Annotated in this window: 25 protein-coding genes and 1 pseudogene; 8 read left to right on the top strand and 18 right to left on the bottom strand. The window is 42.9% G+C overall.

The annotated features are described in order from the left end of the window. From F6J99_RS03465 to F6J99_RS03455, 3 genes are all read right to left on the bottom strand, one after another. Positions 1–680, bottom strand: a 680-nt coding sequence (locus F6J99_RS03465; RefSeq protein WP_293111714.1) for an effector-associated domain EAD1-containing protein, incomplete at its 3' end; no start/stop codon positions are given. Between the two features lie 43 nt (positions 681–723). After that, positions 724–2430, bottom strand: a complete 1707-nt coding sequence (locus F6J99_RS03460; protein ID WP_293111713.1) for a CHAT domain-containing protein — start codon at positions 2428–2430, stop codon at positions 724–726. A gap of 240 nt (positions 2431–2670) precedes the next feature. After that, positions 2671–3054: a trypco2 family protein gene (locus F6J99_RS03455; protein WP_293111712.1), complete on the bottom strand. Its 384-nt coding sequence runs from the start codon at positions 3052–3054 to the stop codon at positions 2671–2673. 274 nt (positions 3055–3328) lie between these two features. Between F6J99_RS03455 and F6J99_RS03450 the strand changes: the two genes are divergently transcribed. Next, the gene (locus F6J99_RS03450; RefSeq protein ID WP_293111711.1) at positions 3329–3472 is read left to right on the top strand and encodes a hypothetical protein; all 144 of its coding nucleotides are present in this window, start codon (positions 3329–3331) and stop codon (positions 3470–3472) included. A 45-nt stretch (positions 3473–3517) separates the two neighbouring features. Here the strand turns inward: F6J99_RS03450 and F6J99_RS03445 are convergent, their stop codons facing one another. Next, positions 3518–4582 carry a ThiF family adenylyltransferase gene (locus F6J99_RS03445; RefSeq protein ID WP_293111710.1) on the bottom strand — a complete coding sequence of 355 codons (1065 nt, stop codon included), beginning with the start codon at positions 4580–4582 and terminating at the stop codon, positions 3518–3520. Continuing rightward, positions 4575–5168, bottom strand: coding sequence for a hypothetical protein (locus F6J99_RS03440; RefSeq protein ID WP_293111709.1), 594 nt, complete (start codon positions 5166–5168; stop codon positions 4575–4577). The genes F6J99_RS03445 and F6J99_RS03440 overlap by 8 nt, the downstream gene beginning before the upstream one ends. A gap of 216 nt (positions 5169–5384) precedes the next feature. On the opposite strand from F6J99_RS03440, the gene F6J99_RS03435 reads away from it, so the two are divergent. Continuing rightward, positions 5385–5525: a hypothetical protein gene (locus F6J99_RS03435; protein ID WP_293111708.1), complete on the top strand. Its 141-nt coding sequence runs from the start codon at positions 5385–5387 to the stop codon at positions 5523–5525. On the opposite strand, the gene F6J99_RS03430 is transcribed toward F6J99_RS03435, so the two are convergent. From F6J99_RS03430 to F6J99_RS03400, 7 genes and pseudogenes are all read right to left on the bottom strand, one after another. Next, complete coding sequence (locus F6J99_RS03430; protein WP_293111707.1) at positions 5522–5755, bottom strand: radical SAM-modified peptide, FtsH ternary system-associated; 234 nt, start codon at positions 5753–5755, stop codon at positions 5522–5524. The genes F6J99_RS03435 and F6J99_RS03430 overlap by 4 nt on opposite strands. Positions 5756–5821: 66 nt before the next feature. Continuing rightward, positions 5822–6025, bottom strand: coding sequence for a hypothetical protein (locus F6J99_RS03425; RefSeq protein WP_293111706.1), 204 nt, complete (start codon positions 6023–6025; stop codon positions 5822–5824). Positions 6026–6235: 210 nt separating this feature from the next. Further along, the gene (locus F6J99_RS03420) at positions 6236–7678 is read right to left on the bottom strand and encodes an SUMF1/EgtB/PvdO family nonheme iron enzyme (RefSeq protein WP_293111705.1); all 1443 of its coding nucleotides are present in this window, start codon (positions 7676–7678) and stop codon (positions 6236–6238) included. Positions 7679–7806: 128 nt separating this feature from the next. Further along, entirely contained in the window at positions 7807–8931 is a 1125-nt protein-coding gene (locus tag F6J99_RS03415) for an SUMF1/EgtB/PvdO family nonheme iron enzyme (protein WP_293111717.1), read from the bottom strand. Positions 8932–8973: 42 nt separating this feature from the next. After that, positions 8974–9228: pseudogene (locus F6J99_RS03410) on the bottom strand (effector-associated domain EAD1-containing protein); the annotation flags it as partial. Between the two features lie 113 nt (positions 9229–9341). After that, positions 9342–10820 carry an SUMF1/EgtB/PvdO family nonheme iron enzyme gene (locus F6J99_RS03405; protein WP_293111704.1) on the bottom strand — a complete coding sequence of 493 codons (1479 nt, stop codon included), beginning with the start codon at positions 10818–10820 and terminating at the stop codon, positions 9342–9344. 96 nt (positions 10821–10916) lie between these two features. Then, positions 10917–11381 carry a hypothetical protein gene (locus F6J99_RS03400; RefSeq protein WP_293111703.1) on the bottom strand — a complete coding sequence of 155 codons (465 nt, stop codon included), beginning with the start codon at positions 11379–11381 and terminating at the stop codon, positions 10917–10919. A 310-nt stretch (positions 11382–11691) separates the two neighbouring features. Between F6J99_RS03400 and F6J99_RS03395 the strand changes: the two genes are divergently transcribed. Continuing rightward, entirely contained in the window at positions 11692–11823 is a 132-nt protein-coding gene (locus tag F6J99_RS03395) for a hypothetical protein (RefSeq protein WP_293111702.1), read from the top strand. A gap of 2 nt (positions 11824–11825) precedes the next feature. On the opposite strand, the gene rbsK is transcribed toward F6J99_RS03395, so the two are convergent. Next, positions 11826–12755, bottom strand: a complete 930-nt coding sequence (gene rbsK / locus F6J99_RS03390) for a ribokinase (protein WP_293111701.1) — start codon at positions 12753–12755, stop codon at positions 11826–11828. Positions 12756–13006: 251 nt separating this feature from the next. Between rbsK and F6J99_RS45390 the strand changes: the two genes are divergently transcribed. Then, positions 13007–13393, top strand: coding sequence for a PT domain-containing protein (locus F6J99_RS45390; RefSeq protein ID WP_365972518.1), 387 nt, complete (start codon positions 13007–13009; stop codon positions 13391–13393). Here F6J99_RS45390 and F6J99_RS03385 read toward each other — a convergent pair. From F6J99_RS03385 to F6J99_RS03375, 3 genes are all read right to left on the bottom strand, one after another. Beyond that, positions 13282–14364 (bottom strand): phosphotransacetylase family protein, encoded by a 1083-nt coding sequence (locus tag F6J99_RS03385; RefSeq protein WP_293111700.1) that lies wholly within the window; start codon positions 14362–14364, stop codon positions 13282–13284. The genes F6J99_RS45390 and F6J99_RS03385 overlap by 112 nt on opposite strands. Positions 14365–14401: 37 nt before the next feature. Then, positions 14402–14776: a type IV pilus biogenesis protein EbsA gene (ebsA, locus tag F6J99_RS03380; RefSeq protein WP_075899729.1), complete on the bottom strand. Its 375-nt coding sequence runs from the start codon at positions 14774–14776 to the stop codon at positions 14402–14404. Positions 14777–15011: 235 nt separating this feature from the next. After that, the gene (locus tag F6J99_RS03375; RefSeq protein ID WP_075899731.1) at positions 15012–15419 is read right to left on the bottom strand and encodes a DCC1-like thiol-disulfide oxidoreductase family protein; all 408 of its coding nucleotides are present in this window, start codon (positions 15417–15419) and stop codon (positions 15012–15014) included. A 986-nt stretch (positions 15420–16405) separates the two neighbouring features. On the opposite strand from F6J99_RS03375, the gene F6J99_RS03370 reads away from it, so the two are divergent. Then, positions 16406–18094: an NAD-binding protein gene (locus F6J99_RS03370; protein WP_293111699.1), complete on the top strand. Its 1689-nt coding sequence runs from the start codon at positions 16406–16408 to the stop codon at positions 18092–18094. A gap of 144 nt (positions 18095–18238) precedes the next feature. Here the strand turns inward: F6J99_RS03370 and F6J99_RS03365 are convergent, their stop codons facing one another. Further along, positions 18239–18610: a hypothetical protein gene (locus F6J99_RS03365; protein WP_365972508.1), complete on the bottom strand. Its 372-nt coding sequence runs from the start codon at positions 18608–18610 to the stop codon at positions 18239–18241. Between the two features lie 518 nt (positions 18611–19128). On the opposite strand from F6J99_RS03365, the gene F6J99_RS03360 reads away from it, so the two are divergent. Next, positions 19129–19554, top strand: coding sequence for a DUF2780 domain-containing protein (locus tag F6J99_RS03360; protein ID WP_365972516.1), 426 nt, complete (start codon positions 19129–19131; stop codon positions 19552–19554). Positions 19555–19976: 422 nt separating this feature from the next. On the opposite strand, the gene F6J99_RS03355 is transcribed toward F6J99_RS03360, so the two are convergent. Beyond that, the gene (locus F6J99_RS03355) at positions 19977–20852 is read right to left on the bottom strand and encodes an MBL fold metallo-hydrolase (protein WP_293111698.1); all 876 of its coding nucleotides are present in this window, start codon (positions 20850–20852) and stop codon (positions 19977–19979) included. A gap of 167 nt (positions 20853–21019) precedes the next feature. Here F6J99_RS03355 and F6J99_RS03350 point away from each other — a divergent pair, with 167 nt between their 5' ends. Further along, the gene (locus tag F6J99_RS03350) at positions 21020–21772 is read left to right on the top strand and encodes a sucrose-phosphate phosphatase (protein WP_293111697.1); all 753 of its coding nucleotides are present in this window, start codon (positions 21020–21022) and stop codon (positions 21770–21772) included. A gap of 355 nt (positions 21773–22127) precedes the next feature. After that, positions 22128–22763: a Holliday junction branch migration protein RuvA gene (gene ruvA, locus F6J99_RS03345; protein ID WP_293111696.1), complete on the top strand. Its 636-nt coding sequence runs from the start codon at positions 22128–22130 to the stop codon at positions 22761–22763.

The following is a 22763-nucleotide window of genomic DNA, read 5'->3' as shown; positions in this document are numbered from 1 at the left end:
TTGGCAAATCGGGCTTGATCTGGTCCCTCAACAAAGATGCGACTGATGAGATAGGGTTGGGGGTCTTCGGTTAATACATTAACTCGTACGGAATTTTGGTTAGATTGGAGGATAGTTTGAAGTCCTCCAGCAAAAGATGCAACTGCTTCAGAACTACAGTGGTTGAGTCCTAATAAGACAATATTATTTCCTGAGAATCGTAAACTAATATCTTCCGGTGAGATCTGTTGTCCTGGGGCAACAATTTTAGCTGATGCTAGAAGATGATTGGGATCATCTCGACCCTGTATCGAGATAATAAATAAGTTATCGTTACTTGTTTGTTGGGTTTCTGATGTGGGGGTATTTGTTTGTTGGCTGCTGTTAGGGGCATTACTAGCAGAGTTAGAAGGTTGAGATTGAGAGCTAGAATATTGACTAAAAATAGGGTTATTTGGATAGGATTGTGCAGCAGCTTCAACAAGAGGTAGTAAGTCAGTCCCTGTCGGCAAAACACCCGCTTCGATTTGATTACAAATTTCTCGCCAATACCCTAAAGTCCTATTGTTAGTAGGAAACTCAGGACGCAAATGCTCAGGAAAATCAATTACATCTAGAACAATATCAGCCAGATCTTGCTCCCGAAATAAGGCTGCAAATTGATTTAGTATGCCATTTTTAATTAGCTCCTTTTTGTCCATAGTTTACTTAGCTAAAAAAAAATATCCTCTCTATCATCAACCTCTAATTATCTCGATCATGACTGCAATATTTATTGAAAATAGGATTATTAGGATAAAGAACCATAGCCGCATCTACAAGTGGTTGTAGATTATTTCCTGTAGGCAAAACTCCATTCTGAATTTCCTTACAAATTTTCTGCCAATAACCTAACGTTCTACCTCCAGTCGGAAAAATCGGACGCATATGCTCAGGAAAATCAATTGAGTTTAGTAAAAATTCAGCCATTTCCTCTTCCTTGAAGGAGGCTGCTAACTGATTTAATATTCCATTTTTTATAAATTCTTGCAAATTCATATCTTTTGATATTGAAGACCTAACACACCCTGTTTGCTGATCTGGTTGCTCATGATTAATTCCAACCGCATGATCAGGTGATGCTAGTTGCTCAAACACAAACAACTGTCCCCCCTCTTGATCATACCAACGTAGGTAAAGCACTGGACGATACCATTGATTTCCCTCTCTACCCATTGCACTCTGTCCCATACTCAGGGCAGTAGTTAGGACTTTTTTGTTCCCTAATGCTCGATAAAAGCGTTCAGCAAAAGCAGTTGCACCCGTTACAGTAACATTGTATTGCATAGCTACCACGGCTGGGATCTGTTGCTCAATCAATTTTTGAGCGACACCATTGAACACGGAATCACTTCCCAGTGCCATCCCCGTTTTACAGGCACTCATAACCACTAAACGAATGCCTTGGTCTGGCTGTTGTTCTAAATCCAGATTACTTTTTTGAATCAGGTCACTAATTTCTGTAGCACTAATATAATCGGCGTCTTTGTTCCAATCTTCTGGGTTAGGTTCAAAAAGTAAGTAACCTTGGGGAGATGGGTCTAAAGGAGAGCCACATTTTCGGCATTGAGTCGCTCTGACTTGGTTATGGATAGTACGGCATTGCTCATTATTGCAACGTTTACCAAAAACGCCATGACCATCGAAGTGAATGATATGAGGAGTTTTGTCTCCAGAGATTTGGGTGAGGTAATCTCCAAATTCTTTGAAAGTCGGAGATTTGAGCTGTTCTACCTCAATTTTGCCTTCTGCTTCAGCTTGTTTGAGTCCTCTAAGTATAGCTCTTTGCTCTTGAGAGTCAAGGGGCGGTAAATGCATTGCGCTATCCCCAACAGGGGATGAGACGAGCAAAACCTTTATTTTCTTTACTGCTGGAAGCTTAGGTATATTTTCGACAAAGGCGATTAACCGTGAAAAGGTCACTTGTCGTCGAGCCAGAAATCCGCGATCGTCACAGGCTAATTCCCAAGGATAATCGGGTAAACGTCCTCTCTGGTCAATTTCTTCACTAAATTGAATTTGAATATGTAGTTGTTCATTTGACTCAAGGCGGGCTAACATTCTCTGTAATAAATCCCTGCCCTTTCCTGGGGGAAAAAGAGTGTTATAGATACCTTGTCCAATCTTCTTTAATATTTCAGCATCGAAATAATTCCCCTCTGGGGTAAGCCACCCTTGCGCTACCATCCAGTTCACTTCTTCAGACTTAGGAAACGTATCTGATTGAAACACTACAGCACCAAGGGCTTTAATCATAGTAGTTCGCCATCGGTCTGGAACGTTATGTCCATCGTCAAAAAAGGGTAGGCGCGAAGGATAAACCGCCTGACCAGCCTCTCCTTGGGCATTAATTTGGATTTCTCCTGGTTCTGCCCTTTGCGGTACAGTTAAAAACAAATTCAGTAGTTTCATCGCCTAAGCTGTTGTGCCTTTAAACTGGATATGAATGAAATCAACAACTACAAAGGATAGATATCAATCCAATTTTGCCTTTTGCCTTTTGCCTTGCTAAAACCCATTTTAAATTCGTTTTAGCTTATAGCGTTTCTAGGATTTATGAGGTACGCTTTTCAACCTCAAAGTCCCCCTTGATAAGGGGGATTTAGGGGGATCCCTTTGTACATCATGGCATAGCTAATTGGTATAGCTTTTCTACACAACTCCTCCATCCCCAGAGTCATTCCCTTTCATTATTCCGTTTATACTATTGTTGATTGAAGGTATAACCGTCTCTGGATGTAACTCTGTGCAGTATTTTTTCATTTCCTCTTTGCTATACAATGGTGATAGCTTGACCTTCACTTTTTGAATCTGATCCTGACCAATACCACCACCAGCTTCCGCCCCACCAACGGATAAAACATTCATTTTAATGCCAGCTTTTCCTTCTTTTTTGAAAGTTACTTGAAGCTCTAGTTCAACTGATTCCACAAACAGAAAAGGAGCTGTTGTATCTTGTGCAGGTGTTAGTAATTCCCCTTTGACTTGCTCAATCAATTCGGCAAGTCCAATAGAACCAGTTTCGTTATCAGTCATGACTCTGTTGAACACTATTGTACTTTCGTCTTTCAGGTTAACCTACATTGCTCTAGAGTAATAAGCTGGTCTTCATTTAAATTTGATGGTTCTGACAGCTGGGGAGCTGGGGAGCTGGGGAGAGGGTTTGACGGTTTTTTTTATAACTGAATAATACCCAATTTAAATGCGCAACAGCTTACCAAATCGGGGTTAGCCACCCCCGTTGCCTATTGCCTATTGCTAGCATGCCTATTGCCTGTTGCCTGTCCCCACTATAGCGGCTTTTAGTTTAATGAGGTACATAGGATTTTTTCCCTGTTCCCTGTTCCCTGTTCCCTGTTCCCTGTTCCCTGTTCCCTGTTCCCTGTTCCCTGTTCCCTGTTCCCTGTTCCCTGTTCCCTGTTCCCTAAAAAACCAAAAATTGTACCTTACCTAATTGAAAACCGCTATAATCTATGCAACCCAACCGGATAAGGAACTGCTAGTAATCCAACTCAAACCACTTCAAACCATCCTGAGTTCTCACCCCAAGGATCTCGCCAGGAGGAATTCCCAACATTGAAAGGATCAGATCCTCTGGAACTTGATCTAACTCAAGAGTCGTTCTTGGTCGCAACGGTTTTTGACACTGAGGACACATCTCAACAGATGGCAAGCCCCACCGATTTTCAGCAAAGCCACAATAGAAACATTCAACACCCTGTTGCACTGGCTCCCAAGCCAGAGGGACTGCTAATTTAGGAAGGGCATTTCGTAATTTTAGCATCGTATCCATTGAGCCCACGCCAATTCTGGTTACGGAGTCAATGGACATATGTAGGGGACAATTAGAATCTCGTGTTTGTTGAATTACAACGGTTGTTCCTCGACAGCCATCGATTTTCAGGATCCCAGAGGGACAAGACATCCCCATCAGAAAACGAACAGCAATCATACCCATCCATGTCCCCACCAAAGCAGATGAGGGAATAGCTGCTCCAGTAGGATTTTCTTGTCTTGTATCTAGACAACTCCAAGGGACATCAGCAACGCTACGCTCCTCTGCACTGAGACCACATCCATAACATGGACCATCTGGATCGAGGTAAGGTCGCACTTCTCCTCCCCAGGGATGAGTTCCCCCATCAATATAGGGAGCGCGAACCAACTGACAACGACCTGTAAGTTGTAAGCGAGCTGAACGACTGTCTAAACAACTAAGAACAAGGGAAGCATCTCGAAGTTCACCTAGTCCCACACCATGAACCAGTGGCAGAGGTCGCTGCTCAATGGTAAGTTGAGGATTCAATTCCACTAAAGCCGCCGCTGCCGCTTCCACCTTGAGGCGACTGATATCTGACTGACGAAACAAAATAGTTCGGCTGAGGTTAGATTCTTCTATTCGGTCTGGATCACAAAGAATCAAGTTGCCAACCCCAGACATAGCCAGAATTCTAGCAACTTCGTTTCCCAAAGCACCCATGCCAACAATAACCACAGTCGCATCCGCCAGGTGTTGTTGATTCCAGCCTGGAATCAGATCATGTCGAGCATAACGATTAGCCATCAAGTTTTCGTGAGGTTACAGGACAATACAGTTGACCATTAGCCCCTGGATTCCAAGCATCAAAGCAATGGAGACCATGAATTAGATCTCGATGGACAGCGATCCTACACAGAGGTTTATGGGGACTACAGGGACAAATAACCACGTGATCATTCAACCGTAAGGTATGACCACACACCACACAAGTATGGCGTTGAAAACCAGCAAGGGGTGGAGCAAGAAGTTCATGACCTGCCTCCAGTCGCACAATAGGCATATCTTTAGGTGGCGGCCAAGCTGTATCTAATCCCGCGAAAAAAGCTGAAGTCTCTGGGGATGGTTCAGACCCAGTAGCATTGCCTTGAGCGCAAGGCAGTAAGGCATTATTGTGCCGAACAGTTCTATCTTCAGCAATGTACACTTCATCACCCAATCGAAAGGTATGAGAGCAAACTGGACACCTCTGATGTAACCAGTAGGAATTCAAAGTAGTTATCGCTTCCCCCCCCTGCTGAATCGCCACATTATTGGCTGGATCTATGGCAACAGCAACGCCTTGGTCAAACGCTTTACGAAGATTAAGTGAGGTTTTGGTTTGCTCAGTCATAAGCTGGTCTTCATTTAAATTTGATGGTTCTGACAGCTGGGGAACTGGGGAGCTGGGGAGCTGGGGAGCTGGGGAGCTGGGGAGAGGGTTTGACGGTTTTTTTTATAACTGAATAATACCCAATTTAAATGCGCAACAGCTTATCAATACTAAACTAAGTTGACATTATTCCAAGTCTTTTATAGCGTTTATCGTAGCTATGAGGTACAGTCTTCTTTGACACTGATTCCCTATCTTGATGCAGCGCATCCCGATTCCCGATTCCCGATTCCCGATTCCCGATTCCCGATTCCCGATTCCCTGTTCCCTGTTCCCTGTTCCCTGTTCCCGACTTCTGCAAGAAGTCTAATAAGCTAGCCACAAAGCATTCGTTCGATCTCCTCTGCACCTAATTGAGCGAGTAGTTCTTCTACAAGATGGGCATACATACTGTCCCCTAGAATCTCGACTCCTTCATCAGTTATATCAATACGCACACGGAGCTTTTGTTGTTTAGGGGAATCTAAATAATCCTCTTGTGTAATCAAATCGGGTAGATAAGCCACAAAGCGTGGCTTCGGAGGTAGATTAGAGTCTGAGTGATCCATGATAATAGGGTTTTTATATAGGTGGTCAACATATAGCAATTCTAGGACTTGTGAGGTACACAATTTCTAGATTTTAGGGAACAGGGAACAGGGAAGAGATAAGAGTGAATAGCGATGCGCTGGATTAAAACAGGGAATCAACGTCAAAGAAGACTGTACCTCATGATTCCTAAACGTTGTTACTCCCATTATTCGCTCTAATTTACCAGGGCTAATTGCTTTACGCACAGCGTCTGAAGCCGACTCAAAGATTATTTTTGGTGGCAGCAATACTGAAGCAGCTTATTTGTTAGGTAAGGGAGATTTATTATATCAAAAGGGTGGTAAGTTAGAGCGATTGCAGAGTTTGTTTGCTGAGAGGATTATATGGCCTTGATCAAAGTTTATTCAAATAAAGTTTGACCCTGTGGTGCGTTACGGGGCAGACTATCCAAAAACTGGCTACCGTAAAAATCAAGGCAAGTCCACCCCTAACACACCCTACCCAAAACCCCGAGCCACACGAAAACCGACATTGGTTTTGATGGCATCGCGCGTCAAATTGTTGTCGCGGTGGGCAGAACGGCAAAACCAAGGATAGCTGACCCAGGAGCCGCCCCGCAGAATAGAAAGTTTAAAAGGATGAAATTTTATACTCCAGACACTCCCATCTGTAGGGGCTCCAAAGTAATTACCATGGTAAGGATCCCCACACCACTCCCAAACATTGCCGTGCATATCGTATAAGCCAAAACCGTTGGGGGGAAAACGTCCTACTGAAGTGGTTTCTTCTCGATATTCCCCTTCTGCTTCCTCTGCATAAGTATAGTTACCATTATAATTAGCTAATTTAGTGGTTATGGTCTCTCCATAATGGAATGGTGTGGTAGTTCCAGCTCTACAGGCGTATTCCCATTCTGCTTCACTCGGTAATCTGTATTCCGTTCCTGTGTGATGAGAAAGGCGATCGCAAAATTCCACTGCATCGTACCAGTTGACTTGCTCTACTGGTCGATTGTCTCCTGGAAAGTAAGAGGGGTCTGGCTTTAAGTCCCGCTTAATTTTAGGTAGGTTGGCCACAGCTCGCCATTGCGCCTGGGTTACCTGATATTTCCCCAGGAAAAAGGGTTGGATGGTTACTTGGTGCTGAGGTCTTTCCCTGTCAAGACTCTCCCTCTCGCCTTCAGGGGAACCCATTAAGAAGCTTCCTGCTGGGATATACACCATGTCTAGGTCTACTCCATTCCCGAGATTTTGAGTGAAATAACTTGCTTGTTTATTTTCTCCCTTGATTATTGCTCCTCTAGGGTTAACTGTCACTACTTGAAAGGAAAACTGCTTTAAACCTTTTGGCTCTGCTGGTGGATTTAAGTTTTGTTTGTAAACTAATAAATTATAAAACTTATTGGCATTTTTTTCTAACCATTGCTTGAGTTGCTCAGCCTTTGACTTGGAAAGATTTCCAGTTAATAATAAATAATCGACAAATTTGACAATCAGTTTTTCCTCATCAGTTGGTTGATATATCTCATCCAAATTTTTGAGAATCTCATCAAAACTGCTAGGAATTTTATCTTGACCATCGGGACAGCAAGCTTGATAAGCCTGTTGCATTTGGTTTATAAATTTACTTTCTAAAGGACGCAATATTTTGACTAAACTAGTCGTAATTTTAAAATTTTCAGCGATTGCTTTTAATTGACCATTATCTGGATTATAGTTAAGTGCTCTATCAATTAATTTATCTAACTTATTATAAGCCTGACAATGCTGTATTAATTTGTCAACAATTTCCTGTAAATTTCCACCGCTAGCCACCTCGTTCAGATTTATATTTAATTCACGATAAACCATCATTTCTAATTTAGGTTTATCAGGGAAAGCACTACACAGTGCTTCGTTTATCTTTTCGATGAGATAACCAGGGGTATGTCGAGTATTCATGGATGGTTATTTCAAGACCTGTGAACAATAGAATTTGATACTTTGACTCTAATTTAGTATCTACACTGTGATTATACGGCAGCAACAAATAGAGAAAAAGGAGTAAAAAGTACAAAAAGGGCAAAGGGCTAGCTCCTTGCAACAGCCCTAGCAACACGAAAACCGACATTGTCGTCGATGTAATCATTCGGGTCAGAGAAGTCGCGATAGGCAGAACGGCAATCCCTAGGACCGAAGAGCCACGAGCCGCCCCGCAGTATATAAGAATCAGTATAATTATTATCAATACTCCAGATCCTCCCATCTCTAGGGGCTCCTTTGTAATTAAGATGGTAAGGATCCCCACACCACTCCCAAACATTGCCGTGCATATCGTATAAGCCAAAGCCATTGGGGGGAAAACGACCTACGTCGGTGGTTTCTCGTCGATATCCCCCTTCTGCTTCCTCTGCATAAGTGTTACCGTTATAATTAGCTAATTTAGTGGTTATGGTCTCTCCATAATGGAATGGTGTGGTAGTTCCAGCTCTACAGGCGTATTCCCATTCCGCTTCACTGGGTAATCTGTATTCCGTTCCTGTATATTCGGAAAGGCGATCGCAAAATTCCATCGCATCGAACCAGTTTACTTGCTCTACTGGTCGATTCTCTCCTTTAAAGTAAGAGGGGTCTGGATCTAAGTCCCGGTTAACTTTTGGGAGCTTGGCCACCGCTTGCCATTGCGCCTGGGTTACCTGATATTTCCCCAGCAAGAAGGGTAAGATGATTACTTCGTGTTGAGGTCTTTCCCTGTAATGACTCTCTCTCTCACTTTCAGGGGAACCCATTAAGAAGCTTCCGGCTGGGATATACACCATCTCTAGGTCTACTCCATTCCCCAGATCTTGAGTGAAATAACTTGCTTGTTTATTTTCTCGCTTGATTATTACTCCTCTACGGTCAACTGTTACTACTTCAAAGGAAAACTGCTTTAAAGTTTTTTCCTTTACAACGTTCTTGGCACTTTTTTCTAACCATTGCTTTAGTTGATCAGCCTCTGACTTAGTAATCTTATTATTTACTAATAAATAATAAACAAATTTGACAATCAGTTTTTCATCATCATTTGCTTGAGGTATATCATCCCAATTTTCTAGCATTCCAGCTAAACTGTCAGGAAAGGTATTTTCACAAATATCCCAGAAATCATCGGGACAGCAAGCTCGATAAGCCTGTTGTATTTGGTTTATCAAGTCTTTTTCTAAAGGAATCAATATATTAACTAAACTAGTGGTAATTTTTACTTTTTCCTTGATTGCCTTTAATTGTTCATTATTGGGATTTTGTTTAAGTGCTCCATCAATTAATTTTTCTAACTGATTGGAAGCACGACAATGCTTTATTAATTGGTGAACGATTTCCCTTAAATTTTCACCGCTAGCAACCTCGCTCAGATTTATAGTTAATACATCACTCACCATCATTTCTAATTCAGTTTGATCAGGGAAAGCACTACACAGTGCTTCGTTGATCTGGTTGATAAAATAACCAGGGGTATATCCAGTATTCATTGATGGTTAGTTCAAGACCTTATTTTCCGGCGGGCAGGATGCCCGCTCTACTGCTATTAATTCAAAGACTGACGCAACACCGAAAATGAGGGCGAGCCCTTCCCTAACGTACCCTATTCAACACTCTGAGCCACACGAAATCCGATCAGGTCGCCGATGCAAAAGGGCCCGAAACCGTTGCTGCGGTAGGCAGAACGGCAATTACTAGGAACGAAGTGACACGAGCCGCCCCGCAGAATATAATAATCAAAATGAATATGATGAATTTTCCAGATACTCCAATTAATTTTCCAGACACTCCCATCTGTAGGGGCTCCTTTGTAATTCCAATGATCAGGATCCCCACACCACTCCAAAACATTGCCATGCATATCGTATAAGCCAAAGCCGTTGGGAGGAAAACTTCCTACTGGGGTGGTTTCTCCTCGATAGTATCCTCTTGCTTCCTGTGCATAAGTATCGGAAGCATTATAATTAGCAAATCTACTGGTTATTGTCTGTCCACAATGGAATGGTGTGGTAGTTCCGGCTCTACAGGCGTATTCCCATTCCGCTTCACTGGGTAATCTGTATCGCTTTCCTGTATGTTCAAAAAGGCGATCGCAAAATTCCACCGCATCATACCAGTTTACTCCCTCTACTGGTCGGTTCTCTCCTTTAATTTTAGAGGGGTCTGGATCTAAGTCCCGGTTAACTTTTTGTAGGTTGGCCACAGCTTTCCATTGCGCCTGGGTTACCTGATATTTCCCCAGCAAAAAGGGTTGAATGCTTACTTTGTGTACAGGTCTTTCCCTGTCATGACTGTCCTTCTCAGTTTTCGGGGAACCCATTAAGAAGCTTCCTTCTGGGATAGACACCATCTCTAGGTCTACTCCATTTCCCAGATCTTGAGTGAAATAACGCGCTTGCTGTGATTCTCGGTTGATTATTACTCCTCTACGGTTAACTGTTACGACTTCAAAGGAAAACTGCTTTAAACCTTTTGGATATACTGGTGGATTTAAGTTTTGATTGTGAACTAATAAATCAGAAACGTTCTTGGCATTTTTTTCTAACCATTGCTTGAGTTGCTCAGCCTGTGACTTGGGAATATTTCCATTAAATAATAAATGATCGACAAATTTGACAATCAGTTTTTCATCATCAGTTGGTTGAGGTATATCATCCAATTTTTTAAGAATATCATAGAAACTGTCAGGGAGTTCATCTTTCCTATCATCCCGGAATTCATAGTGACAGCAAGCTCGATAAGCCTGTTGCATTTGTTTAATCAATTTCATTTCTAAAGGAATCAATATATTAACTAAACTAGTGGTAATTTTTACTTTTTCCTTGATTGCCTTTAATTTAACATTATTAGGATTTTGTTTAAGTGCTCCATCAATTAATTTTTCCAACTCATTGGAAGCGTTAAAATGTATTATTAAGTTGTGAACGATTACCTTTAAATTTCCAACGCTAGCAATCTCGTTCAGATTTTTATTTAATTCATAAAGCACCATCATTTCTAATTTATGTTTATCAGGGAAAGCACTACACAGTGCTTCATTTATCTTGTTGATGAGATAACCAGGGGTATGTCCAGTATTCATGGATGGTTAGTTCAAGACCTGTGAAAAATAGAACTTAATACTTTGACTCTAATTCAGTATCTACACCCTGATGATCCTGAATTGAAACCCGCTATACTAACCCCATACTAACACAGCATACACTCCATAGATAAAATAAACACTAAGTACAATCGCAATAATAATCCGAGCGGTCATCGAAGTGTGGCGTCTCCACAATACAAAGCATCCCACTATCACAGCCAACACTTCTAGGGGAGTAAAAATATGACCATAATGACGAGAATCCCAATAAGACACAGGGCTTTCAAAGCGCCAATTTGATAATGGGAAAAAGTGACGGTGGGCATCGTCAGCATGAACAGGAAAATCCCCCAATCCATGAAGAGCCATGCTAGCAAACATAGCAATCAGAAAGGTTTGACCAAAATAGTAGGCTAACAATCCACCTATTAGTATCAATGGAAAAGAATTAAAAATATCGAAAAATACTTGCCAGCTTGGGTTATAATAAGATTCAGACCAGATTACGTTTTCAGAAATTCCTCTGATTAATTTTTCATATATGTAAAAAATTACCATTGGTAAATCCGGTAAGATCGCACCGAACACAATTGGGAAATTATTTTCGGGCTTTCTTTTTTTTCCTAAAATTAGGAGATTGACGATGGCGTGAGCAGGAGTATTCACAAATTAGGGAGTAGGGAGTAGGGAGTAGGGAGTAGGGAATTAAGAATTGAGAATTAAGAATTAAGAATTAAGAATTGGGAATTGGGAATTGGGAATCGGGAATCGGGAATCGGGAATCGGGAATCGGGAATCGGGAATCGGGAATGAATTCAAAATTTTGCTGCTAAGAATCGAGCAATTGTATTTAAAGTAAATTATTGGTTTGGGTTATAGAGCTGGTAGTATTCCGATAATCATCAGAATCAAGCTTTCCTATCGGATTCCCTTCCCTGCTCCGAAGTCCCTGTTCCCTGTTCCCTGTTCCGAAGTCCCTGTTCCCTGTTCCCTTTGCTAAAGCTAATAGCTAATACCTAATTCTGTGAGAAAGGCATTGAATGTCTCTTGATCAGGCAAAGAGGGCTGAGCCCCAGCCTTAGTAACAGCAAGCGCCCCAGCTGCAGCTCCCCATATTACCGCTTGCCGCAACGGTAACCCTTTGGCTATTGCCACAGCCATTGCACCATTAAACGCATCTCCAGCCGCCACAGTATCCACAGCCTCAACAGAAAAAGCGGGGACGAAGAACGATTCAGAACCAGTGGCACAGAAAACCCCCTGCTCCCCTAAGGTCACAATCACCGTATCCACACCTCGTTGCAACAGTACTTCTGATGCGTTCTTGGCTGACTCTATGGTATCGACAGGAAAATCCACTAGTACAGAGGCTTCCAACTGATTCGGTGTCATAATATCCACCATGCCATACAGTTCCTCTGGCAACTCCTGAGCTGGTGCTGGGTCAAGAATCACTGGACAACCCACTTTCTGAGCTGCGGCTGCTGCTAAGAGCACGACGGACATGGGAATCTCCAACTGTATCAATAAAACAGCGGCTTCTGGCAACAAACTACTGAGGCGTTCCACATCAGTTTCATTAACATGCCCATTAGCACCAGCCACGAAAATAATGGTATTCTCCCCAGCCTCATCCACCGAAATCACTGCAATCCCAGAACTCACCCCCTCCTCAACCAAAACACTATCAGTGTCAACACCGGTTACGCCTAGACTGTGGCCTAGCTGAGTTCCAAAATCATCACTACCAACGCGCCCCACCATTTTAGTGGGGATACCCAACCTTGCCACCGCCACAGCTTGATTTGCCCCTTTCCCACCAGGGGCAGTAAAAAATTCATGGCCTTGTAGTGTTTCACCTAGAACTGGTAACCGGGGAGTTTTGGCTACCAAATCCATATTGATACTGCCGAAAACAATAACTGGTTTCATCGTTAACAGAATTAAAAGTTAGCAAGTTGAAAGTTTAAAAGAGTTACAAGGCAAGGAAGCTTAAGTTGTTCGCGTAGCGTGGCCATAGGCCAAGGTTGAACCTTTTAACCTTAAACATTATAACCTGACAACCTTCAAAATTAATGGTGACAAAAACCAGAATTGGTTTCATATTTAGTTGAATAGAGTTACCTTTAACAGAGTTAGAATTTATTTAGTAAGTTTAAAGTTGAAGGTTCAAACGTTGGCCAATAGGCCACGCTACCCGAACAAGCTGCCAATCTGCCAACCTGCCAACCTGCCAACCTGCCAACCTGCCAACCTGCCAACCTTGGCCAATAGGCCACGCGTGCGCGTTCAACCTGCCAACCTGCCAACCTGTCAACCTGCCAACCTGCCAACCTGCCAACCTGCCAACCTGCCAACCTGCCAACCTGCCAACCTGCCAACCTACCAACCTACCCTACACCGAATACGGGGCGAAGAACCTTCTAACCTTTGAACCTTCAACTAATGCATCTTGCATCTATAAAGCTGGGTTCAAACCAAGTAGCTTGATCAACCGCTCAATGTCGAAATATTCATTCATCATCTGTTGCATACACTCCACCTTAATTGCTTCATGGAGATGTACTTGACCAAAAGAATTGTCAATAATCTCAACAGTAGTGAGGGTGTCTAAATCAACGGAAAGTACTGGAATTTCAAACTCTTCAGCACGTCTGAGAATAACCGATTGAGGCTGAACTTGACCGGTGAGGATTAAACAGTGGGTTGAGGTTTCTAGAGCAGCCATCTGAAGGTCTGGGCGATCCCCTCCCGTCACCACTGCCATATTAACGCCCTTGCGTAGATACTTCAGAGCAGCATTGACATTCATCGCCCCAATGGTCAAGGTTTCCACCATCAAATCCAAACGGTCAGGGCAGCATAGCACTTTAGCTTGCAACTGATGTACTAGTTCCCGAACACTAACACTGCGCAACAGATTATTTCTAGGCATCATTCCCAATACTGGGATTTCTTGCCGTTCCAGAAACGGTTTCAATGTTGTTTTTACCTTTGATAGCTTGTCTTGGGGAATATCATTAATTAAAACTCCCAGTAAGCTTTCTCCCAGACGTTGCTTAGCAAATAACAACGCATCTGCTAGTAAAACCGAGTGAAAACGAGCCACCAATAAGACAGCAGCATCAATTGTCTGAGCAACTTTTGGTAATGATAAGTTAAACAGAGTTCCTGCACTCAAGGTTGCTGCTCCTTCCACCAAAATTACATCACTATTTAGTGGTTGGAGATAGTCTTGAAGAGACTGACGGTAATCGGTTGAGTCTTGTCCTCCCAAACGTTTTTCAATGGTTTCAGCATCCATAAACAGCAAAGGCGATCGCACCATGTTCTCTGGCAACTTAAGTATGTCAGTGATAAACTGGACATCTTCCTCTATGGTTGACCCTTGATTGCTACTTAAAAAGGTACCTAGTGGTTTACAGTAGGCAATCGTTATCCCTTTTGCTTGCAGTTGATCGGCAATTCCTAGGATCGTTGCTGACTTACCGCTGTAAGCTTCTGTTGACCCAATTAGTAAATACTTAGCGGATTTTGCCACCCCTTATTTACACTCCTATAACTAGAGAACTGGTTGTTTATTCATCAATGCGTAGCAGTTTGCGGTAGAATGCCTTGGAAAAATCCGTTATGCGCGATCGCTTAAAGTTCATAATCACTTCGATTAAGTAATTCACAAACTCAGAATTTTGCATAGTCAGTTCGTAACTGAGATCCGCGTTACCATCAAATTGTAATCGGCAACGAGTTAGTTCAGAAGGAAGATTAGATACAAACCAACTAGCAACGAAGGGAATACTATCACCGCCTTCTATCTGGCGACGACCTTCTAAAGACCCTTGTTGGTAGAGGCTAATTGCTATAGGTAAAAGATTGCGTTTATTACCCTGGTAGTAGGGAACATAAATCCCGACAGCTCCTTTGTCGGCAGGCTTAAGTTTTTCGATCGACATGGCTGAATATCACTCAATTGCCGTTTCTGGTATTGATATAACTATTCCTATGGAACAATCTCCGTGATGCAAAACCCATCACGATCAGATGATCAGTCCAGGAAAATAAGTATTTTAATACATTACATTGAACTTTCCTATAGGTTAAGCTTATCCCCACAGTTTATAATAGGGGATGGTGTGTTTATTCCTATAAGAAGCGTGGATAAAAGTTGATTGAGTCTCTAGTCTAGCCTCAACTCGGATTAGCCTTGCAACCTACTGGGTAAACTGATTTATACGTAGTAGAACGCTTACCAAACCAAGTGTAACGATTATCCCGAATCTGCTCGTAAACCTGATCGCCTAACGACTTCACCCCAGGCATTGCCCGATAAGCCGATACAAAGATATTACCCAATGGCAATAGACGCCCAATCTCTTCAGCGGCATCACTTCCTTGCCATCGGCAATCATCAGAAGAAGCATCGATCAAAATCATACCCATCTCACACTCAAGAGGTGTTACCCGTAATTTGCCGCAAGCTTCTTTATCCTGCATGGGTATGTAATTAAATAGCTTGCCCTGATCCAGATTTTCTAATAGCTGTACCAGAGTCACACAAAGATTACAGTCGCCATCGTAAATAACGTGATATCCCATTGCTGCCTCTTTCCTAAATCCTAGTTTATCTGCCCCAAAATAGCTTATAACGCTATGTTTGACTACTACTGTAGTCCTAAACATTGCCGAAGCGTGCCCTATCAAGTTTGAATTGAATCGAAAACCCACGCGGAGCGGACCCGTGGCGAATTTAATTCGACGACTGTAAGCACACCGGGACTGTTCGTTGAGGTAAGTTTTGCGAGTTATACACAAATTCAACATTTTGCCAACAGAATCAGCCACATCAGTATTCAAGACTGTAACTAGCTTCCTGGGACCGGACCCGTGGCGAATTTAACTCGACGACTGTAAGCACACCGGGACGGAATTGCTCCATACCGCGCGCATAAAAGACAAAATTGAGGCTGATAACTTAATTGAACAGATTATTACAACTATAAACCTAACCTCCCTCACCTATACTCAGGAGGTCTGATGCAATGATAATACGATGGCGGCAATTATTGGTTAGAATAACAATTTGGCTAGCAGCTGAGATCATCCTCAACTTTCTGGGGCTGGACAATCTAGCTGACTACAGCGAGTTCATATACGAGCAGGAGGTTGCCCTATTAAGTCAATACAGGGTTCCAGCCATTGAGAGGCTACCCCTTTCCTAGTAAACCTTGGTAGATATTTATAGCCAGTTCCTGTGAAGATGAAGTGATCAGGGGGTGACGGGTCGAGGGAGTGATAAGCTTTGAGGCATCTACATCATCTAATTTATATATCTAATTTATTGATTTTATTTTAATTTATATATTGAATCGGCTTGCGAAGCAGGCACGCAGAGGAGCAGGGGATAAGGTTAATCGGTATGCGCGAGCTTACCTCAATCGCTTACGGGGCGAGATTTTACCCTTTCTTTCCCAGCAGCAGTGTCTTCGGCTACAGTTCTTTGAGCTATCTTGGATAAGAATTGTAAAAGAACACTTAGCTAGATGCAAAACGACAACAATTATTTCGGTCAACAAGGTTGACACATGAAACCCCGCATCATTATCTGTGGCTTGGGTCGCACTGGATACAAAATATTCCGCTTACTGAAGCAGCAGGGAGTAGCTGTTGTTGGCATCAGCAACAGAGTAATGCCTGGTGACGAAAACAATATTATTATTGGAGACTTGCGGGCTGTTTCTACCCTACTTGCCGCTGGACTCGAACATTCCCAAACCCTAGTTCTCGCCTGTAATGACGATGCTCTCAATCTGGCAATCCTGACTCAGGCACGAGTGATTAATCCCCGGATTCGGATCGTTAACCGATTGTTTAATAGCAGCTTGGGTACTCGTTTAGATCAGACCCTACCGGATCATGTCAGCATGAGTGTTTCTTCTCTAGCAGCACCGGTATTTGCCTTCGCAGCAATGGGGAATCAAGCGATTGGGCAACTCAAGCTACACAATCAAACCTGGCCGATACAGGAAGAAATTATCACCGAAAGCCACCCTTGGATGGGAACACAGTTGAGTGACCTTTGGGATGAGCGTACGCGAATGTTGATCTACTACCTACCGATGGACTCGAACTTAGATCTAGTTTCCGCAGTAGCTCAGGGCAAACAGTTACAACCTGGCGATCGCTTAATTATTGGTACTCAGCCTCGGTTTCGTCCTAAACGCCAATCCTGGCTACAGAAACTGCTGAAAGTTTTCACAAACTTACAACAGTTTCAGCATCATGCTCAACCAATGTTAGTAGTGACCCTTTTCCTACTCCTGATAATTTTTACAGCCACATTGACTTATGTGTGTGTCAACTTAGAAACCTCTATTGTTGATGCTCTATATTTTTCTGTGGGTATGATTACGGGTGCTGGTGGTCAAGAAGAAGTAGCAGAAAAGTCCCCAGACACTATTAAGGTATTTACTGCTGTGATGATGTTAGTAGGGGCTGGTGTGATTGGGATTTGCTATGCTCTGCTAAACGATTTTGTCTTAGGTACCCGACTCAAACAGTTTTGGGATGCTGCGAGAGTTCCCTACAAAAATCACTACGTTGTATGTGGACTGGGAAATGTAGGAGTCCAAATCCTCTACCAACTTCATGCCCAAGGCCATGAATTGGTGGTGATTGAAAGTAACCCCAACAATCGTTTCCTGAACATTGTTCGTTCTCTTGGTATTGCAGTCATTCACGGAGATGCCAGTTTACCTGCTACACTCACCGCAGCACACATCCAACGAGCAGAAGCCCTTTTAGCAGTTACTAGTGATGATACAGCCAATTTAGAAATTGCTCTTAGTGCCAAAAGTCTAGCTTCAAAATTGTCAGTGGTTGTCCGCAATCAAGACCCGCACTTTTCCCACATGGTACAGCAAGTGTTTGAATTTGAAGCAGTATTGTCTCCCACAGAATTAGCCACCCCTTCCTTTGCAGCTGCCGCATTAGGTGGACAAGTGTTAGGCAATGGTATGATTGGTGATACGCTTTGGGTTGCCTTAGCCACTAAAATTACCACCGAGCATCCCTTCTGTGGACGCCGTGTTAAAGATGCTGCCAGATCTGCTGACTTTGTGCCATTGTATGTAGAAACTAAGTATCAAACGATTCATGGCTGGGATTTATTGGAACTTAACCTAGCCGCTGGTGATCTGTTGTATCTAACTATGCCAGCAGTTGGTTTAGAGCAATTGTGGCGCACAACACCGCCTCAAATGATGGTTAGGTAAGTTAAAAATGGAACCCATGGCATCTAATCGAATCTAATCTGCAAATCATGAACCATGAAGGATGAATGATACAACCCTAGCTATTCTCTAAGGTTCATCATTCATCACTCATTATCCATCATTACTCGTGCAGGATTAGTGCAGTTAGAAAATACCGACTAGGACAATGGAAGTCATTAAGAAACCAGCCAATATTACAAGCATACCAGGTAGGTTCAACCAATGTTTAACTTCCTGTGATCCTTGAGGCCATTCTTCTTGCTGAAGTTGCATCTGCCGAATCAGATCTGAAATTGCTTCAGCATCCTTCACATGGTGTAGTGCCTTGGTGTCACCATCAGGGTATTTCACTACGAAGTAAGTGGGAACTTTGATGTGATCCCCTGTAATATCAATCGTATCCACAGCAACCTGCTTCGCTTTTTCCTCAATAGTTTGGGGTTCAGTGGCAATTCTATCCCCTGGGTTAGCTGTTAACTTAACTCCCATTCCCATTGGTGATGCGTAGCTGACCATAGAAACCTCCAGATAGGTCAAAGTCTTTTATTAGGTGCGCTTTCCAATGGGCGAGTAAATCGCCCTTGGGTCGCACCTCTGGATTTTATTTTACGTAACTTGGAAAACAATTATTCAGCTTAAGCGCGATATTTTATTTATATTATCAATACTTTAGATTTTTTAGTAATTTAGCTAAGATTCGAGCGGTTTCCTGTAATCAAATGTAATCTAGTAAATGTAATTTAGCAATTTTTTCTTGAAAATCGCCCTGACTCCGATAGTTCCTGAATCCTGAGTAAAACCTGTTACTGTTCACGAATCCGATCGGATTGCTATAGATTAATGATTAATTTTTTGTTAATTTCCTTAACCCTTAAATTCACCTAGCTTATAGCCCAAAAAGGAACTTACTGCTCTAAGTCACTAGTTGTGTATAAATTTTATGGGTTGTGTTAAAAACTATAAACTATAAATAGTAATAGATAACTATGTTAAAAAAATGTAAATAAATGATTATTTTTGCTATCGGATGTTAAATTAAGGCGGCAACGATATCGCAATCCAACAAGAGAGCATCTATGGAACTGATTCAACTGTTAACTGAAAATCTGGGAGTGCAAGAAAATCAAGCCCAAGGCGGAGCTGGACTTATTTTCCAACTGGCCAAGGACAAGCTGGGAGATGAGAGTTTTGCCCAAGTAGCGCAATATATTCCAGGGATAAATGATTTGCTCCAAGCAGCACCAAAAAGTGGTGGCATGATGGGAGCCTTGGGAGGATTAGCGGCATCAATGGGCGGTGGCGTTGGACAATTAGGCACTATAGCTAGCCTCGTAGGAGGTTTTGATCAACTAAAAATGGATAGTGATATGATTTCCAAATTTCTACCGATTGTCCTCTCTTTCGTTCAAAGCCAAGGTGGGGACGAGATCAAAAACCTTTTGGCAAAAGTGTTGAGCTAGAGTGATTGGTTGGATGGCTGAAATGTGATGGTAATCAGGGATAAACCCAAGACTTGGGTATGTTTTCCGAAAGTAGGGGCATCAAAGGGATGAGGGGGATGATTTTAGCTTCATCCGCTCTTATGCCTCACAACGAACATGCTACGCCATGAGTGTCAGATGAATCGCGGACAAGATCTTTGCCGTTTTGAGTACCAAGATCTATACTGAAAGTAGTAGGGAAGAAAATTTTGAGCTAACCGCCACCTACTAATTAAAATAGAACTTTTTTGTATTGTTCCGGTGCGGAGGGGCATCCCGTATCGTTAATAAAGCTTACCGAGTATCCGAACCGATAGGTGGAGTTGGTAAGAAGCCCACACTCAACCGGTAGGTCAGTGTGGGAGTATGTCACGTAGTAACTTAATTTGCTCCTTGATGCTTCATCCTTGATGCTTCATCCAGACAAGACACTGGTTCAGCTGATCTTGCATAGTCTTAATATCAGTATGATACCGGCGTCCATGTCCTGGTAATACCCACTCGAAAGAGTAGTTGGTTAACCTCTCCATTGACTTGATTAATTCCTGCCAGGAGTAGAAGCAGTAGCGACGAAAGGCAATCAGTTGCTGAAGTTGATCAGACCAAGCAAGATGGTCACCGGTAAAGAGAAATTTGTTGTTGTACAGTAGAACAGTGTGACCTTTGGTGTGACCAGGAACTGGGATAATCAACAGGTCATTGTCTAAGGGATAAGGCTCAGAACCAGTGAGCTGAATTTCCACATCACGGGTATCAGTGGTAATTTCATCTATATGCAAAATGCGTTCGCACTGGAAATGCTGTCTGTATTTGTGATGATCTGCCACATCATCCTGATGGGTCAGGTACATGTGGCGAATCCCACCCATTGCCTCTAGAGCTTTGACCAGTGGTGGTGTAAAGCGGGGAGAATCGATTAAAATATTGCCTTGGGGGCGTTGGATAAGGTAGCTAGCAGCACCATAAGAGTTTTCTGAATGGTAGCCGCAATGGTAGACATTGTCTGCCACTGGTATCGGGAAACTCTGCTGAGCGTCTTTAATCTCTTTAGGTTTCTCAACAGTACCAATAGAAGAGGTGGGACAAGATAATAGGGCTTGAAGAGCTCTCAAGCGTTCTGTCTCATTAGCAGGTTGATGATAAACGGCAGACTGCTGATCAGCACGATGGAACACTTCCGGAGTCATCCAACGGCAGGCATCACAATCAATACAGCTGCTATCGACGTAAAAGTCACCACTGATATTTTGAGGGCGGCGTTGCTTGAGATGAGCCATAACTTTCTAACTCTCGTTCGTCATAGGGATTGCGCTTGGTACCAGGGGATATAGCTATTTCAATTGTAGCCAAAACGCGATTAACCAACTATGATTTTTAACCCAACTATGATTTTTAACCCAACTATGTAGGACAATAAGGCAATACCCGAACCTCTTAGCATCTCGTGACTAAATTTCTGTTTGTAACTGACCTTGACAATACTCTAGTAGGGGATGATGAGGCTCTGCTTAAACTGAACCCTCTGCTAAGTCAGCATCGCCAAGAACATGGTACAAGAATCGTTTATGCTACAGGGCGATCCCATAGTTCCTACCACCAGCTGAAAGCCGAGAAGCCACTTCTTGATCCAGATGCTCTGATCACCTCTGTGGGTACAGAAATTTATGATAATGATGGCCAAGATACGCCCAATCCAGACTGGTTCTCCAAGTTATCTGAAGGCTGGGATCGGGACATGATTGTGGAAACCGCTGCCCAGTATCCTGACTTAATTCCCCAAGTAGAATCAGAACAACGTCCCTTTAAAGTCAGCTATCACCTGACCGAAGAAGCAGCTTTGAGGGTGCTACCTCAACTGGACTCTGAGCTTCAAGGAAGGGGTGTTAATTTCAAGTTGATCTATAGTGGTGGGAAAGACTTAGACATTCTACCCAGCAATAGTGATAAAGGTCTAGCAGTAGAGTTTTTACGGCAACAGTGGGGAATTGATTCGGAACGGACAGTGGTTTGTGGCGATTCAGGAAATGACATTGCCTTATTTAGCGTTGGCTTTTCCCGAGGAATTATAGTGGGTAACGCCCGACCAGAACTTCGCCAGTGGTACGAAAACAACTCAGCAGATTACCATTACCTGGCTAAAGCTAACTGTGCAGGTGGTATAATCGAAGGTTTGAATTATTTTAGCTTTTTGAGTTAGCTTTTTGAGTTATTAGTAATGATCGCCAATAAATAAGAAATAGTTAATAGTTACAAGTTGCAGGTTAATCGAGTTACAAGTTGCAGGTTAATCGAGTTACAAGTTGCAGGTTGGTAGGTTGCAGGTTATGCTCTCAACTATCCTTCAGTATTTTCGTGGTGGAGTACAACCTTAAACCAAGCGTGGCCTTTTGGCTACGCGTGCGCGTTCAACCAACAAACCTTGGCCTTTTGGCCACGGGTGCGCGTTCAACCTATCCTACACCGAACACCAAAGGCGAACAACCTTAAACCAAGGTTAAACTAACATTCAACCTTAAACATTCAACCTTAAACGAACCTTAAACCTTCAACTAATGATCAGCTATCTCAAGGGGACAGTAGCTAGCATTCAAAAAAGCACTGGTAATCGCGTCACTCTGATTCTAGATGTCAACTACATTGGGTATGAAATACAAATCACTCGCCGTTTGTCCCAGGAGTTGCCCGTAGCTTTATCGGAAAAAACCGTGCAAATCTTCACCCATTTGCAAATCCGGGAGGAGCAACAGGTGCTATACGGTTTTGCTTCAGCCGCTGAGCGGGATTTGTTTCGTCAGTTAGTTAGTGTCAACGGTATTGGTGCTCAATTAGCGATCGCACTACTAGACACCTTGGGATTGCCTAATTTAGTCCAAGCGATTGTCACAGGTAATATTCGTGCCTTATCCAAAACCCCTGGTGTGGGTAGCAAAACCGCTGAACGCATTGCTCTAGAACTGAAAACGAAGTTGGCTCAATGGCATAAGGTATCGGAGGTAGAGTCCCCACTATCTCCTAATGGACTCTCACCAGGGATTCAGGAAGATGTCGAGATGACCCTGTTAGCTTTGGGATATGAAAATGATGAAATTGCTCAAGCACTCCATGCTATTAGTGAGGATGCTCAGGTAGCTAAAAGTAAGAATGCGGAAGATTGGATTCGAGAAGCGATCGCTTGGTTGAGTCGCTGA

The sequence above is a fragment of the Moorena sp. SIO4G3 genome (assembly GCF_010692305.1).
GTDB lineage: Bacteria > Cyanobacteriota > Cyanobacteriia > Cyanobacteriales > Coleofasciculaceae > Moorena > Moorena producens_A.
The sequence above is the reverse complement of the archived record's forward strand: the minus strand, read 5'-3'. Positions and strand labels throughout refer to the sequence as shown.

Bases quoted from the DNA above. Each gene is read 5' to 3' on its own strand.
- F6J99_RS03430 (WP_293111707.1), bottom strand. From the start codon at position 5,755: ATGGATCACTCAGACTCTAATCTACCTCCGAAGCCACGCTTTGTGGCT.
- F6J99_RS03445 (WP_293111710.1), bottom strand. From the start codon at position 4,582: ATGGCTAATCGTTATGCTCGACATGATCTGATTCCAGGCTGGAATCAA.
- F6J99_RS03455 (WP_293111712.1), bottom strand. From the start codon at position 3,054: ATGACTGATAACGAAACTGGTTCTATTGGACTTGCCGAATTGATTGAG.
- F6J99_RS03460 (WP_293111713.1), bottom strand. From the start codon at position 2,430: ATGAAACTACTGAATTTGTTTTTAACTGTACCGCAAAGGGCAGAACCA.
- F6J99_RS03375 (WP_075899731.1), bottom strand. From the start codon at position 15,419: ATGGGATATCACGTTATTTACGATGGCGACTGTAATCTTTGTGTGACT.
- ebsA (WP_075899729.1), bottom strand. From the start codon at position 14,776: ATGTCGATCGAAAAACTTAAGCCTGCCGACAAAGGAGCTGTCGGGATT.
- F6J99_RS03450 (WP_293111711.1), top strand. From the start codon at position 3,329: ATGAGGTACATAGGATTTTTTCCCTGTTCCCTGTTCCCTGTTCCCTGT.
- F6J99_RS03420 (WP_293111705.1), bottom strand. From the start codon at position 7,678: ATGAATACTCGACATACCCCTGGTTATCTCATCGAAAAGATAAACGAA.
- F6J99_RS03405 (WP_293111704.1), bottom strand. From the start codon at position 10,820: ATGAATACTGGACATACCCCTGGTTATCTCATCAACAAGATAAATGAA.
- rbsK (WP_293111701.1), bottom strand. From the start codon at position 12,755: ATGAAACCAGTTATTGTTTTCGGCAGTATCAATATGGATTTGGTAGCC.
- F6J99_RS03440 (WP_293111709.1), bottom strand. From the start codon at position 5,168: ATGACTGAGCAAACCAAAACCTCACTTAATCTTCGTAAAGCGTTTGAC.
- F6J99_RS03400 (WP_293111703.1), bottom strand. From the start codon at position 11,381: ATGGTAATTTTTTACATATATGAAAAATTAATCAGAGGAATTTCTGAA.
- F6J99_RS03365 (WP_365972508.1), bottom strand. From the start codon at position 18,610: ATGGTCAGCTACGCATCACCAATGGGAATGGGAGTTAAGTTAACAGCT.
- F6J99_RS03370 (WP_293111699.1), top strand. From the start codon at position 16,406: ATGAAACCCCGCATCATTATCTGTGGCTTGGGTCGCACTGGATACAAA.
- F6J99_RS03355 (WP_293111698.1), bottom strand. From the start codon at position 20,852: ATGGCTCATCTCAAGCAACGCCGCCCTCAAAATATCAGTGGTGACTTT.
- ruvA (WP_293111696.1), top strand. From the start codon at position 22,128: ATGATCAGCTATCTCAAGGGGACAGTAGCTAGCATTCAAAAAAGCACT.